The organism is Mycobacterium sp. GA-1199, assembly GCF_001500045.1.
In the GTDB taxonomy this organism is placed as follows: domain Bacteria; phylum Actinomycetota; class Actinomycetes; order Mycobacteriales; family Mycobacteriaceae; genus Mycobacterium.
The window spans coordinates 254859-270623 of record NZ_LQIX01000023.1 but is presented as its reverse complement, the minus strand read 5'-3'; the positions used below and the strand labels follow the sequence as shown (position 1 = coordinate 270623).

Here is a 15765-nt window from a genome sequence, read left to right as displayed (position 1 = left end):
GCGCTGGACCAGCTACTGCTAGGTGACCTCGGCTGGCGTACGCGTACTCGACGATGACGGTCGAATCCGTGAGGGCCACCAGTTCGCCTTCCCGATCAACGCAGCGACGGCGGGAACCGTGATGGTGCGAACCACGAAGGTATCCAGCAAGATTCCCACGCCGATCACGAAACCACCCTGCACCACCGTGCCGATACTCGAGAACAGAAGCCCGGCCATTGAGGCGGCGAAAATCAGGCCCGCCGCGGTGATCACGCCGCCTGTCGAACTCAAGGTGCGAATGACGCCGTAACGCACGCTGTGGGGCGATTCGTCCCGCAGACGCGACACGAAAAGCATGTTGTAATCGGCGCCCACTGCAACCAGCACCACGAAGGCCAGTGGTGGCACGCTCCAATGCAATTCCTCGCCGAGTATCACTTGGAACGTCAATACGCCTACACCGATTGCCGCGAAATAGGAGACCACGACCGAAGCGACGAGATAAAGCGGAGCGACGATCGAACGCAACAGCACGACCAACGTCAACAGGACGACGATGAGGGCCATCAGGATGATGAATCGGATGTCGTTCTGGTAGTAATCGCGGGTGTCCCGCAAAGCGGCGGGAAATCCGCCCATCGATATCGACGCGTCTGCGAGGGCAGTGTTGGGCTGGGCCCCGCGGGCGACGTCATTGATCACGTCGACCTGATTCATCGCCTCAGAACTGAACGGGTTGAGTTTGGTCTGCACCAAGTACCGCACCGAGCGGCCGTCTGGCGAGACGAAAGCCTCGGCGGCTTTCCTGAACTCCACCGAGTTTGCGACCTGGGGCGGAATGTTGAACCCCGCCATCGATGAGTCCGCTGCGTCGTGCCGCATCGTCATCAGGAAAGCCGAAGCCTGGTCGAGGCCTGTGGCCATCAACTTGATCTGTTCGACCAGTTCGTCGACTCCGTCGGCCACTTGCTGACTTCCCCCGGCCAGCCGGTCGGCACCATTTTGCAGATCGGCCAGACCCTCCTCGATACCGCCGGGTTTGTCCAGCCCCATTTCACTGACCGCCTCGCTGACGGCGGTGAGCGCACCGTTGAGCTTGTTCATCGCGGCCTTGAAGGCCTGGTCGTTCTCGACGCTCTGCAACTCGCCCGCCAGCTGATTGATCTGGTTTCGGCTTCCGTCGTTGCTTTCATCCACCACGCGCTGGAACTGGGCGCGGGTGGCTCTGCACGACGGATCGGCATCGCAGACCGCGTTGCCATCGAGCGCGAACAGGACGGGTCCCATCCAGGCGAACATGTCCTCGACGGCGGAGAATCTCATGCCCGAGGCGGTCCCGAGCTTGTTGAGGCTGTCGATGAGCTTGGCTGCGATTTCGACGTACCGCACCAAAGTGTCGCCGCTGTACTGGGTTTTCACCGACGAGACCGTCTCCAGCAGACTCCTGATACTCGGTGCGATGGAATCGATCTGGGCACGAACGTCGACCAGGGAGTCGGCCAGCGTGTTCGCGCCGGTTGCCAGTTCGTCCAGGTCGTCTGTGCGCTGCGCGATCTGGGCGGAGCCGGCGGACAGCCGGTCACCGACGAGTCCCGCCTGGAAAGTGGCCCGGAACTCCCTGGGGACCTCTCCCAGCGGGCGTGTGACACCGCTGACGAGAGAAACATCCGGCAGTTGGGCGATGCGCGATGCCATCTGCTCCAAGTCCGCGAGGCCTCGTGGTGTGCGTAGGTCATGCGGAGACTGGACAAGGATGTATTGGGGGATGGACTGACTGATGGGGAAATGACGTTCCAGCGCCGCGTACCCGACCGAGCTCGCCGCCGACGCCGCCACGGCCTTGCGATCGTCATAGTTGAACCGCGCGGACATTGCGAAGCCGGCCAAAAGGATCAGTACGAGAAGACTGGCAACAAGGTGCGGCACGGGTCGGCGCACGATCCGAATACCTGAGCGCCGCCAGAACCGCGCCGTCAGCTCGCGCCTCGGTCTGACCCAACCGCGCGGTCCGGCGATCATCAGAATCGCCGGCAGCAGGGTCAACGCCGCCAGGAAGGCAACACCGATCCCGATCGCCGATGACACCCCTATTGTTTTGAACACTCCCATTTGAGTGAAGCTCATCAGCAAGAAGGTGATGCCCACCGTGGCCGCAGATGCGGTGATCACTTTGCCGATCGAGATCAGTGCGGCCGTGACCGCTCGCTCGATATCGGCACCTGTCCGCAGATAGTCGTGGAAGCGGCTGATGAGAAAGACCGCGTAATCGGTTCCGGCACCCGCCATGATCGCGCTGAGGAACACGATGGACTGGTTCGAGACGCCAGAACCGGTCAGCTCGGAGAAGCCGGCTACCGCGGCCTGCGCGATGAGTAGCGACGATCCAATGGTCACCAATGGCAGCAACATGGTGACCAAGCTGCGGTAAACCAGCAACAACACGCTAAGGACCAGGACAGCGATCGCAACCTCGATCGGCAGGCGATCGTGCTGGCCGGCGACGGTGAGGTCGGCGACGGTCGCTGCGGGACCGGTGATGTAGACGGTGAGGGCTCCGGTGACGCCCTTCCCGCCGACGTTGTGATTGATGACGTCGGACACCCGATTGAACGACTCGAAGCCGCGCGGGGTCCCCAGCTCGCCCTCGAGGCTGACCGGCAGTACCCAGGTCGTCTTGTCTTCGCTCGTCAGAAAGGGGCGCAACTGGGGCGTGCTCAGGAAATCCTGCACCGACACGACGTCGGTGACGTCGTCGCGCAGCGCATCGACCACCTTGCGGTACGTGGTCTCATTGTCGGGCACCAGCCCGGCTTCGTTGATGAATGCGATCACCAAGAGGTTGTCCGAGCCCGACTCGTCGAAAGCCTCGGCCATCTTGTTGGCGGTGACGCTCGACGGTGCATCGTTGGGCAGGATGACGAGAGGATGCTTCTCGGCCATCTCATCGAGGGATGGGAGTGCCAGCGGCAGTGCGAGCGCCATCGCGAGCCAGACCCCGATCACCACCCAGGGCCACCGCACGACGAGATGGGCTAGCCGCCGCAAATCTCTCTCACCCCCCGCCGCTCCACGCTATGCGACACCCCCCCAGTTCCCGCTGTCGGCGACCATTCCCGACACCGCTTTCATCGTGTTCATATAACGGGCGACCGATTTCCTCGCGACCGAATTATCAGGGTGCAGGAGCGCCATCGCCGTGCCTTCGCCGTAGCGAAATATGTAGATAGTGAGTTGATACGAGAAACGACCATCCGGATATATCCCGATATTGTTCGCCAGCCCCATGTCGGCGGCCGCCAGAACAGCGTTGAGCGGAGCGGCGCCGCCATGAAAGAAATTCGAGACAGGAAAATTCGGCCGGGGCCAACTCAGCCACGGCGCCAACTCCAGAACGCGGTAATACGGCACCTTCGCCATATTCAGACTCGAGTCGAAGGCCGCTTGCGCCGCCCAGGCGGCGTCAGCGAAGGACGCAGCACCAATCGGCACGGTGATGGGAATCAGGCCAGTGAACCATCCTTGCGTCATGAAATTGTCCGTCGCGCTTCGCGAATCCCGCGGAGTGAGCCCGTAATAGGTGAGGGTACCGGTCATCTCGTGTTCGACCTGGGCAAGGCAAGCGAACAAGCCGCCGATGAAGCGCGCGCCGGCGGTCGTGCAAGCTGATTCGAAGCGCTCCGTCTGAGCCGGGTCCATGAGGATTTCCGACATCATGTCACTGCTGCTCGACTTGAGTGGATCACCGAGTGGAAGCGGGAATTCCGGGAAGCCGCCGTCGTTGGCTTCGGCGAAATCGATCCAAGCCCGGACCTCCGGCGAATCCACAGTCAAGGCCGACGTGCGCTCGCGCTCGCGGACACAAAAATCGTCGAAGCTACCGGCATCGGGAAGTGTGAGCGCAGTTCCATTCTCATTGAACGACGAATACATGCCATTTGCTTCCAACATGGTCGTGCCGATCAATGTCGCGTCTCCGTGGACGTGATCCGCGGCAGCGAAGAAAGTGAAGTAGTCCTCGTTCTGGATGATCCCGAAAGTGAAGCAGGCCCATTCCAGTGGGCTCGGTATGCCCACCACATGAGCGTGTATGTCGTCGACAGTCAGGTAACCGTGATCAACGGGCATGAACTCGATGTCGGCGGGATCCTCGAGGGCATGCCGGACGAACTCCCCCTCGTCGGTGCTTTCGAACCAACTGCGGAAAGTGTCGTGCCGGCGCAGATAGGCGTTGACGGCGTGATCCATCGCCGTGATATCGCACTGCCCCACCACGTCGCAGCTCGCAATGATCTGCCGGGAGAAGTTCAGTCCTGCGGCTGTCCGTTCGCAGTAATTGCGGAGATGCTGGCGTTGCATGTAGCTGATCGGCACCGCGCTGACCGGCGCTCGCCGTGCCTTTTCCTGGGCGGAGGCCGTCGGATGCCAAGAGGTGACGGTGCCCGGCTTCAGGGACCATTCGTCAAGTGCGCCAACTGTGATCTTGCCTATGCGCAAAACGCCGTCCTCCCGCTCGGCTGCGGACCACCAGCCGTGCTGGATCAACATACCCCCGCTTTGAGCGCGGGCGCTGGACGTTGACCGAACCTCGGAAGCGAAGACGCCCATGCCGCACCCATTGATGCCCTAGTCTCCGGAGGGAGTTCCATTTTCCGGCGCGAGACAGGCCCTCAGCGGCCATCTTCTGCGCCGAACCAAGGGAGGACCACGGCATGGTATCCGCCGTACATCCGATCGAGCCAGCCTCGCGTCTTGCGGTCATCGGTTACGCAGCGCGCTTTCCGGGTGCCCGCGACGCCGACGAGTTCTGGGAAGTACTGCGAGACGGCCGCGACGCAGTATCGGAGGTCCCAGAGGACCGGTGGGATGCCGACGAGTTCTTCGACACGGATCCGGACGCCCCAGGCAAGGTAGTGACGCGTCGCGCCGGTTTTGTTGACGACGCAACGGGTTTCGATGCTCCGTTCTTTGGCGTGTCGCCGCGCGAGGTCAGGTTGATGGACCCGCAACATCGGCTGTTACTGGAAACAGCTTGGCACGCCGTGGAGCACTCGGGAACGGCGCCAACGGCTTTAGCCGGCACGAACACCGGGGTTTTTGTGGGTATGTCCACCCACGACTACCTGGGAATGGCGTCCGACGAGCTGACCTACCCGGAGATCGAGGCCTACATGGCCATCGGTACATCGCACGCTGCCGCCGCGGGCCGGATCAGCTACAGGCTGGGATTGCAGGGACCCGCGGTCGCCGTCGACACGGCGTGCAGTTCGTCCCTGGTAGCCATCCATCAGGCGTGCCAAGCCCTGCGTTTGGGCGAATGTGACCTTGCCCTTGCCGGCGGGGTCAACGTTCTTCTCACACCGGCGACCATGATCACCTTCTCCAGCGCACACATGCTCGCGCCCGACGGTCGCTGCAAGACATTCGACGCGGCCGCGGACGGCTATGTGCGGGGCGAGGGGTGTGGCGTCATCGTCATCAAGCGGCTCGAGGACGCCATTCGAGATGGCGACCAGATTCGAGCCGTGATCCGGGGCAGCGCAATCAATCAAGACGGCGCGTCGGGTGGATTGACCGTGCCCAACGGCGTTGCGCAGCAACGAGTTATCTCTGATGCGTTGAAGTCTGCCGGTGTCGAACCGGGCGCCGTCGGCTACCTGGAGGCGCACGGCACCGGGACCTCGCTCGGTGACCCGATCGAAGCCCAGGCCGCAGGTGCGGTGCTCGGTGACGGACGAGAAGCAAGCCGGCCGCTGTTGCTCGGGTCGGTAAAGACGAACATCGGTCACTTGGAGGCGGCAGCGGGTATCGCGGGCGTTATCAAGGTCATCCTGTCGCTCGAGAACGAAATGCTGCCGCAGCATCTTCACTTCCAACAGCCTTCACCCCACATCCCTTGGGAGAGGCTTCCGGTGGAGGTCGTCAAGAAATCAATCGCTTGGGAACGCAACGGCGCGCCACGTATAGCCGGAGTCAGCTCATTCGGGTTCGCGGGCACGAACGCTCACGTCATCATCGAGGAAGCACCATCCGGGGAAACAAATAGGGCAGTCGACGGTCGCGTCGTTCCCGCCCCGGACCGCCGGTTCCATCTCCTTCCACTCTCGGCGCGCACGCCGTCCGCTTTGGTGCAGCTCGCCGCGCGTTACCGCGACTGGATGGTCGCGCACCCGGAGGCCACGCTTTCGGACGTGTGTTACACCGCCGGTGCGGGACGCGCGCACCTGGCGCACCGGGCCGCGGTCGTCGCCAACTCGAGAGAATCCGCCATCGAGCTACTAGGTGCACTCGCGGAGGACCGTCCGGCACCGGGACTGGTCCGGGGAGAAAGCACCGAGGTGCCGAAGACGGCGTGGTTGTTCACCGGACAGGGCAGCCAGTACCCCGGGATGGCCCGAGAGCTGTTCGATACGGAGCCGGTGTTCGCCGCGACGTTGAGACGGTGCGCGGGTGCGGTCGACGGTCTTCTCGAAAGGCCTTTGCTCGACGTCATTTTCGATGTGGACAGCCCGGCCAACGATGACACCCTGCGGGAGACCTCATACGCACAGCCCGCGCTGTTCGCGGTGGAAATGGGTTTGGCCGCTCTCTGGCAGTCGTGGGGTATGGAACCAGACGTAGTACTGGGCCACAGCGTCGGCCAGTATTCGGCGGCCTGTGTCGCTGGGGTGTTCAGTCTCGAGGACGGGGCGCGGCTGATGGCCGAACGCGGACGCCTCTTCGGCAGTTTGGCCGCGGGCGGCCGGATGGCCGCAATCTTCGCCGACGCAGACCGTGTCGAGGGTCGAACCGATGAGTTCCCGAGTCTGTCGGTCGCGGCATACAACGGTACGAACACCGTGTTGTCCGGTCCTGCGGAGGATCTAGAGAAGGCCGTGGCTGGACTGACGGCCGATGGCGTCCGGTGCGACTGGCTCGAGACCAGTCATGCGTTCCACTCGGCTCTGCTCGAGCCGATACTCGACGATTTCGAAGCGTTCGCGCAGCAGTTCCAGTTCAATCCCCCGCAGAGGATTCTGATCGACAATCGCACCGGTGTCGCGCTCGGGAGGAGCGTGACGTTGGACGGCAGCTACTGGCGCCGTCATGCGCGCCAGCCCGTGGAGTTCGCCAAAGGCGTTCGCACCCTTGCCGATCAGAACTGTAAGGTGCTACTCGAGATCGGACCACGACCAGTGCTTACCGCCACGGCGCTGGGAGCTTGGCCGGATCCGGCCACCGCGCCGCGGGTGATCGCATCCCTCCGAGAGAACACCGCCGACCACCGACAGATCACCGAAGCGGTTGCCGACGCCTACGTCTTGGGCCACCTGCTCGACTTCGACGCGCTGACGCAGCCGCACGCTCGAAAGCTCGATCTGCCCCTGTATCCCTTTGAGCACCGCGATTACTGGTATCGAGACAATCGAGAGCGCCCCAATCAACGACAGAACGTTGACGGGCCCCGCACCGAGGCGGTGCGCCTTCTCGAAGACGGCCGAATCGAAGAACTTGTGGCCTTACTCGACGGCTCGAGTGACGACAAACAGGCGATCAATTTACTGAGCAAGCTTGCAGCACAACATAACCGACAACGAGCAACTCATTCAATCGCCGACGACCGCTACGAGGTGCGCTGGGAGAAGGCAGCTGCAGCCAGTTCGGCGGCGGAAGCCGCTCCAATGTGCAGTTGGCTCCTCATCACAGACATCCCCGACGCCGACCAGCCTCTGATCGAGGCGCTGAGCGCAGCTGGCCACCGCTACCGGATCGCCACGCTACCGCTATCCGGCACCGACGAGGAACGCCTCGTGGAGGAGCTACACGTTGCGGCGGAGGAGCATTCACCGGTCCGCATCATGTATGTCCCGACTATCGATGCCGAGTCTTCGCCCTCGGCAGAGTCACTGCAACGGGTGCAGCATCGCGTGCTGGGCGGAACGCGGCGGCTCTTTCGTGCGGTGGTCGCGTCTGGACTACGCGCGCCCATCTGGTTGGTGACCCGGGGCGCCCAGCGAGTCATCGACGGGGACACAGTGGCGCCGGATCAGAGTTGTCTATGGGGATTCGGTCGCGCGGTAGCGCTGGAGTTCCCACAAGTTTGGGGCGGGCTGGCGGACCTGCCGCCGGGTAGGGAGATTCGGACCGACGACTGGTCTCGGTTGGTTGATGCGATTCTGAAATCGACCGACGCCACCGCCAAGAACGACCAACTTGCGCTGCGTGACGACGGAGATTTTGTTCCACGGCTGGTTCGGCGAGCAGATCAGCCGAGTGGTGTACCGGTGACACTGCGCGATGAAGCGACGTATTTGATCACCGGCGGCCTCGGTGCAATAGGACTGGAGATCGCCGGGTACTTCGCTGCGCACGGCGCCACGCACCTGGTGCTCACCAGTCGTCGCCCTCCCAACGACGCCGTTCAGCGTCGCCTCGACGCTTTGAGTGAACGTCACGCCTGTGAAATCCGCGTCATCGCCGCCAACGTTGCCGATGCCCACGCCGTTGAGGGCTTGTTGAGCACCGTACGCGCGGAGTTGCCGCCCCTGGCCGGAATCGTCCATGCAGCGGGAGAGGTCGGCATCACTCCCCTGAGCGACGCTGACTTCGAATCCCAGCAAGCCGAATTGGACCGCGTATTCGCGGGGAAGGTTTGGGGCGGTTGGCATCTGAGCGAAGCGGCTGTTGACCTTCAACTTGACTTCTTCATCTGCACCTCGTCGATCGCGTCGGTGTGGGGCGGATACGGCCAGACCGCTTACGGCGCAGCGAACGCCTTCCTTGACGGATTGGCATGGCGCATGCGTGAGCGGGGTGTCTGTGGGGTCAGCGTCAACTTCGGTCCATGGTCGGCAGGAATGGCGGACGCGGATTCCCGCGCACGATTGGATCAACGCGGCGTGAAAACGTTGTCGCCCGCCGATGCACTGGCGGGTCTTTCCGATGTCGTCTCAGCTTCAGCAGCACAAGGAGTCGTGGCCCGGATCGATTGGGCGCGGTTCCTGCCGCTTTACCACCAGGCGGGAAAGCGGACATTCCTGGCCCACCTGGAAAGCGAGGTGCCGACCGAGGTGTCGGCGCAGGCTGTGTTGCCTTCGGGCAACACTCAATTCGTCGAGCAGCTGATAAGCGCTCCAGTGCAGCAGCGCAGAAAGCTCGTGAGCGACTACCTTCGTGGCGCGGTGGCAGAGGTGACGCGAGTAGACGCCGCCCAGATACGCGAGGACGCGGGTTTCTTCGACCTCGGCATGGATTCGCTCATGGCCGTCGAGTTGCGCCGGCGCATCGAACAGGCTGTGGGTCATGAGATTCCGATCACGCTCGTAATGGATCACCCCCGTCTGTCCGATGTCGTCGAGTACCTACTCGGGGACGTGCTGGGCCTCACTGAGCAAGCCCCTCCCGCGTCGCCAATTACCTCAGCTGTGACTCGTACGGACGAACCGATCGCCGTCGTCGCGGTGTCGTGCCGTTTCCCGGCTGCGCCGGATCCGGAGGCTTTCTGGGAATTGCTGTCGGGCGGTGTGGATGCGATCCGGGAGGTCCCGGAGGACCGCTACGACATCGACGAGTTCTACGACCCGGATCCGGAGGCTCCGGGTAAAATCTACTCCCGCTACGGCGGATTCCTCGACGAGATCGACGGATTCGATCCCGAATTCTTTGGCATATCCCCGCGTGAGGCCGTTTGGATCGAGCCGCAGCAGCGCCTGACGCTCGAAACGGCGTGGGAGGGTCTGGAGCGGGCCGGATACGCGCCGGCCGCATTGCGCGGTAGCCGGACCGGCATCTTCATGGGCGTTGCGGCCAACGAGTACGCGCACCTGCTGTCCTCCGAGTCGGTCGACAAAATCGAGCCGTACTTCATCACCGGCAATGCGCTCAACGCGGTTTCTGGTCGCGTTGCCTTTGCCCTCGGACTCGAGGGACCGGCTGTCGCGATCGACACCGCATGTAGTTCGGCGTTGGTGGCCGTCCATCAGGCGTGCCAGGCGTTGCACGCAGGTGACTGCGATATGGCATTGGCCGGAGGAGTCAACGTCTTGTTGAGTCCGGTGACGGTGATCGCCGCATCTCGCGCCAGGATGCTCTCCCCCGTCGGGCGATGCAAAACCTTCGACGCCTCAGCAGACGGCTACGTACGCAGCGAAGGCTGCGGCATTCTCGTGCTGAAGCGCTTGAGCGACGCCGTCCGCGATGGCGACCGAGTCCATGCGGTGATCTCCGGCAGCGGCGTCAATCAGGACGGCGCTTCCAGCGGGCTGACGGTGCCCAATGGCGGCGCACAGCAACGGCTCATCGATGCCGTCCTAGCTCGTGCCGGCGTGGCGGGTTGCGATGTCGACTACCTCGAGGCGCACGGGACAGGTACCCCGCTGGGTGATCCGATCGAGGTGCAGGCGGCGGCGGCCGCCTACGGCGCCGCACGCGACCCGAACCGACCACTGCTGATGGGATCGGTGAAAACCAACGTGGGTCACCTCGAATCAGCCTCGGGGGCTGCAGGTTTGATCAAGGTCGTTTTGTCGCTGCAGAATGGATCGCTACCGCGCAGCCTGCACTTCGACAACCCTTCACCGCATATCCCGTGGGACTCACTTCCGGTGCGTGTCGTCGACGAGACGATTCCGTGGCAGACCAACGGCAGGCCGCGCCGCGCCGGCGTGAGCTCCTTCGGGTTCACCGGCACAAATGCGCACGTGCTGATCGAGGATGCGCCAGCGGTCGAGGGCACTGAAGACTCGGCAGGCACGGCGACGGAAGATCCCTCGCGGTCCCCGGCCGGTGAGCGGCCGGTCCATGTACTGGCGCTGTCTGCGCGGTCACCCGAAGCGCTGATCGCGTTGGCCCAGCGGTATGGCGCCTGGTTCGAGAAGAATCCGACCGCCGACCTCGCCGACGTGTGCCTCACCGCTGGTACATGCCGTTCGCACTTCGAGCACCGTGTCGCCTTGGTCGTCGATTCGGTTCAGAGTGCCCGCGAGGGCATGGCCGAGTTGGCCGAGAACCGGCAGCGCCCCGGTCTGCTGCGCGGCGAGTGTGCCGATCGACCGACGACAGCGTGGTTGTTCACAGGGCAGGGCAGCCAGTATCCGGGTATGGCACGTGAGTTGTTCGATGCTGAGCCGGTTTTCGCCGAAACGGTGAGGCGTTGCGCCGATGCGGTTGACGGTATGCTTTCGCGCCCGTTACTGGATGTTGTCTTCTCCACTAGCCGCGACGACGCACACGTGTTGCAGCACACGTCGTTAGCGCAACCAGCACTTTTCGCCGTCGAGATGGGCCTTGCGCACTTGTGGCAGTCGTGGGGCGTCGAGCCTGACGTCGTCCTCGGCCACAGCGTCGGACAGTACGCGGCGGCTTGTGTGGCAGGGGTGTTCAGCCTGGAGGACGGGGCGAGGTTGATGGCTGAGCGCGGCCGGTTGTTCGGGAGCCTGCCCGAAGGCGGGCGCATGGTAGCGATATTCACCGATGCAAAGCTTGTCGAGGAAATCGCCGGCGACTTCCCTCGGGTGTCAGTCGGTGCCTACAACGGTCCGAACACTGTGCTCTCCGGCCCGGGCGAAGATCTGGAACAGATAGTCGCCAAGATCAGTGACGAGGGAGTCCGCTGCACCTGGCTCGAGACCAGCCACGCCTTCCACTCCGAACTGTTAGATCCTGTACTTGGTGAATTCGAGTCATACGCTGGACAACTGCAATTCGCCGCTCCGACGCTTCCGCTGGTATGCAACCGCACGGGTGCCGTGCTCACGCCGCAGTCTCCGCTCGATGCCCAGTACTGGCGGCGACACTCTCGCCAACCGGTGCAATTCGCCGAAAGTGTCCGGACCGTTGCGGCGCTCGGATGCTCGGTGTTGATGGAGATCGGCCCGCAACCGGTACTGACCGGCGCCGCGGTGCAGGTCTGGCCAGAGCACATGTCCGCGCCGCGCGCGGTGGTCTCGCTGCGCAAAGGTATCGATGACCGACGCCAGATCGCCGAGGGGCTGGCCTCGGCTTACGTCGGTGGCCACCGCCTCGATTTCGCGGCGCTGCATCATCAGCGCTCTCGCAGAGTCGAACTGCCCACATATCCGTTCCAGCGCCGCCGCTTCTGGCCCAAGACGTCCGGTATCACCGTGGACGGCCCTGCGGTTTCCGGACTGCTTGGAAGCGCGAAGGATCTCGCTTCGGGCGACTCCGTATTCACCACCAGGCTGTCCGTCAAGTCGCAGCCCTGGTTGTCTGATCATGTCATCTACGGGACGGTGGTCGTTCCCGGTGCCACGTATGTGGCGATGGTTCTGGCCGCCGTCGGCGCGCCGACCCGGGCGAAGGACATCTTCTTCTACGAACCGATCATCCTGCCTGACAAGAGTTCTCGTGAAGTCCAGTTGACGCTGCATCCACTCGAGAACGATGGCGAGCTGAGCTTTTCACTTCATAGTCGCCCGTTCGGGGTTCGCGATGCTGAATGGTCGCTCAACGCCGACGGGACCGTGGTGGGAGATAATTCGACTGCCACCGACGAGCCGGTTCCGCACAGCGAGGAGCCAATCAGTGAAGCGGTGGAGCGACTGGGGCGCATGCGAACACAGGACTTGTTCGAAACCTTCGCCGATGCGGAACTCGTGTGGGGACCCACCTGGTCCAGTTCCCTCAAGTCACTCTGGGTCGGTGAAGGTGAGGCGATCGGGGACATCCTCGTCGGCGAGAATCTCGCCGATCACCTCGGCACCGAGCCGATGCATCCGGTGCTGATGGATCTGTGCACCGGCGTGACTTTCCCGGCGTTCCCGTCACACCTCGCGCTCGAACGAGGCGTCAACGACATGTTCCTCCCATTGCGGTACGGGCAGGTTTGGCTCAAAGAGAGGATCCCTCGCAGGTTCTACTGCCGGGCGAAGTGGCACGCCAGTGGCGTCGACAACGAAACACAAGTTTTCGATCTGGATTTCGTCGATCGAGATGGCCGTTTACTGGGGGGGATTCGCGAGTTCACAGTCAAACGCGCACCACGTGAAGCGCTGCTTCGCGGGCTTGGCGGGGATGTCACCCGGCTGCTCTATACCCTTGGCTGGCACGAGGTGCCGCTACCGCCGCTGAGTGACGACGCCGCCCCGACAAACGGCACCTGGTTGATCGTCGGTTTTGACGAACTGGCCAGCACGGTGCCCGGCTGCATTCCATTCGACCGGACCACCGATTCGGCGACGTTGGGAGCGCTCTTGTTGGACGCGCATGAGCGCGGCGTCGGGTTCTCCGGGGTCGTCTGGCGTGCAACCGCCCCGCGGCCCGACGATTCGAGTGGTCAAATCGCCGCGCGGCTCGAAGGCGAGATCGTAAATCTTCTCAGCGCTGTGCACGCGGTGCAAGGCGGTTCGGGGAAAGACGGCGTGAAGCTCCCGGGCGGCATGTGGATCGTCACCGAGCGGGCAGTGGCCACCGAGTCGGGCGAGCCGGTCGACCCTGTGCAGGCCGCTTTGTGGGGCTTCGGACGTACCACGATCAATGAGGAGCCCGCGGTACGCGGCAGATTGATCGACACCGACGGTTCACCGGACGCGGTGCGCATTCTCGCCAACATGCTGAGCACACCGATCGATGAACCTGAACTCGCCGTGCGCCAGGGGAAGCTGTTGGCCTCAAGGCTATTGCCCTGGGCCCGCAGCGGGCATCTGACCGTTCCGCGCTCAACGGACTATGTCCTTTCACCCACTGAGCGCGGTGCGATCGACAATCTGCGCCTGACCGAGGTCGAGCTCTCGCCACCGGGCGAAGGCTACGTGCAAGTCCAGGTTGAGGCCGCCGGCCTCAACTTCCGAGACGTGCTCAACGTACTGGGCCTCTACCCGGGCGACCCAGGGCCAATCGGCGGCGATTTCGCCGGCATCGTCACGCAGTTGGGTGACGGAGTCACAGGCATTGAAGTGGGCCAGCACGTCTACGGGTTCATGCAGGGGGCATTCTGCAGCCGGTTCAATGTCCCGCTTCAGTTGGTGGCACCAATTCCCAAGGGGCTGAGTGCCGTTGCCGCGGCAACCATTCCCGCCGCAGCGCTGACGGTCCGGCTCGCGTTCGACTGGGCACAGTTGAAAGCAGGCGACCGCGTGCTCATTCACGCCGCAAGCGGTGGCGTCGGCCTATACGCGGTCCAGATGGCACAGCAGCACGGCGCCATCGTCTTCGCAACCGCGAGCAAGTACAAGCGTTCGACGCTGCGCAAGATGGGCGTGAAGTACGTCTACGATTCGCGTACGACGGATTTCGCCGATCAGATCTTGGCGGACACCGACGGTGCGGGAGTCGATGTCGTGCTCAACAGCCTGACTAATGAGGGATTCATCGACGCCACGGTGCGGGCCACCGCCCGCAACGGGCGTTTCGCCGAGATCGCCAAGCGCGACATTTGGACGCCCGAGCAGATGGCGGCGACCCGACCCGATATCGCCTACGAGATCGTCGCGTTGGATCTGACCGCTCTGCAGAATCCCGACCACGTCAAACGGTTGTTGGTTGAAGTCTCGGACGGGATGGCCAGTCGCGAGTGGAAGCCGCTGCCCGCCGAGATCTATCCGATCACCGAGGCAAGGGCGGCGTTTCGCCGCATGCAGCAAGCGCGCCACATCGGCAAGATCGTGCTTCAGGTCCCGGATCCGTTGCAGCCGAAGCCGGATCGGAGCTATCTGATCACCGGCGGACTGGGGGCGATCGGCCTGCGCCTCGCGGCGTACCTGGCGCAACTGGGGGCCTGCGACATCGTCCTGACCAGCCGTCGCGAAGCCGACGCGCTTACGCAGCGCACGATTGACGAGATCACCGAGCGCTACAAGTGCCGCATCCACACCTTTCCCGCCGACATCGGCGACGAGGACGAGGTGGCGCGGCTGCTTGACCGGATCCGCGCGGATCTGCCGCCGCTCGCCGGTGTGGCGCACCTCGCCGGAGTGCTCGACGATGCCCTGCTATCCCAGCAGGGAATCGATCGATTCCGAACGACGTTGAGGCCCAAGGCTTTCGGCGCCTGCCACTTGGACCGGTTGACCCAAGCCGACGACCTCGACTTCTTCATCGTGTCATCGTCGGTGTCCAGCATCTTCGGATCTCCTGGGCAGGCCAACTACGCAACGGCCAATGCGCTGCTCGACGGCTTGGTCGCGAGGCGTCGTGCGGCCGGATTGCCGGCCACAGCTGTCAACTTCGGGCCGTGGGCCGACGGCGGGATGGCCTCGTCGGAAGCTGTGCGCGCCAACCTCAACGCGCAGGGTCTGGTTCCGTTGGAACCGTCCACGGCGCTGAGCGCACTGGCCGAGGTGGTCGCAAACGGCACGGGACAGGCGACGATCGTCAAAGCCAACTGGCAGCGAGCCGCGAAGCTGTTGGGTGCTGCCCGGCCGCCGATCCTGGATCTCGTCCTGCCTCGCCCCGAGGGGGAGGTGACTGGCGACAGCGAGCTGCTCCGCCAGTTGCAGGAGATCCCGGTGCCGCAGAGGGCGGCTTTCGTCACCGAGTTCCTTCAGCGCGAGGTGCAGAACTTCTTGCGGCTGGCGCAGCCGCCCGCAGCGACTAGTCGCTTCCTGGATCTCGGGACAGATTCGCTGATGGCGATCGAGCTGCGCAACCGCTTGCACAGCCAGTTCGGCGGCGCGTTCACCATCAACGCGACGGCGGTGTTCGACTACCCGACCATCGGCGGGCTCGCCGAGTATCTCGTCGCTCAATTACCCGACGCCGATGACGCGGAAACCGCTGAGGGGCAGGCGGTTTCGGCAGACGACTGACGGCACCGAGCGCACATTTGTGAACACCCGTCCAGGGGGAAAC

3 protein-coding genes are annotated in these 15765 nt (G+C 63.6%); 1 reads left to right on the top strand and 2 read right to left on the bottom strand.

Annotation, left to right across the window (positions count from 1 at the left end):
• Window positions 1–18: 18 nt before the first annotated feature.
• Together AU198_RS16465 and AU198_RS16460 are read right to left on the bottom strand one after the other, a co-directional pair.
• The gene (locus AU198_RS16465) at window positions 19–3027 is read right to left on the bottom strand and encodes an MMPL/RND family transporter (RefSeq protein WP_064349287.1); all 3009 of its coding nucleotides are present in this window, start codon (window positions 3025–3027) and stop codon (window positions 19–21) included.
• Window positions 3028–3054: 27 nt separating this feature from the next.
• Entirely contained in the window at window positions 3055–4476 is a 1422-nt protein-coding gene (locus tag AU198_RS16460) for a condensation domain-containing protein (RefSeq protein ID WP_064349485.1), read from the bottom strand.
• A gap of 215 nt (window positions 4477–4691) precedes the next feature.
• Here AU198_RS16460 and AU198_RS16455 point away from each other — a divergent pair, with 215 nt between their 5' ends.
• Window positions 4692–15722, top strand: coding sequence for a type I polyketide synthase (locus tag AU198_RS16455; RefSeq protein ID WP_064349285.1), 11031 nt, complete (start codon window positions 4692–4694; stop codon window positions 15720–15722).
• Window positions 15723–15765: the final 43 nt, after the last annotated feature.

Excerpts from the sequence above, each read along its gene's own strand:
- AU198_RS16455 (WP_064349285.1), top strand. The coding sequence starts at position 4,692 with ATGGTATCCGCCGTACATCCGATCGAGCCAGCCTCGCGTCTTGCGGTC.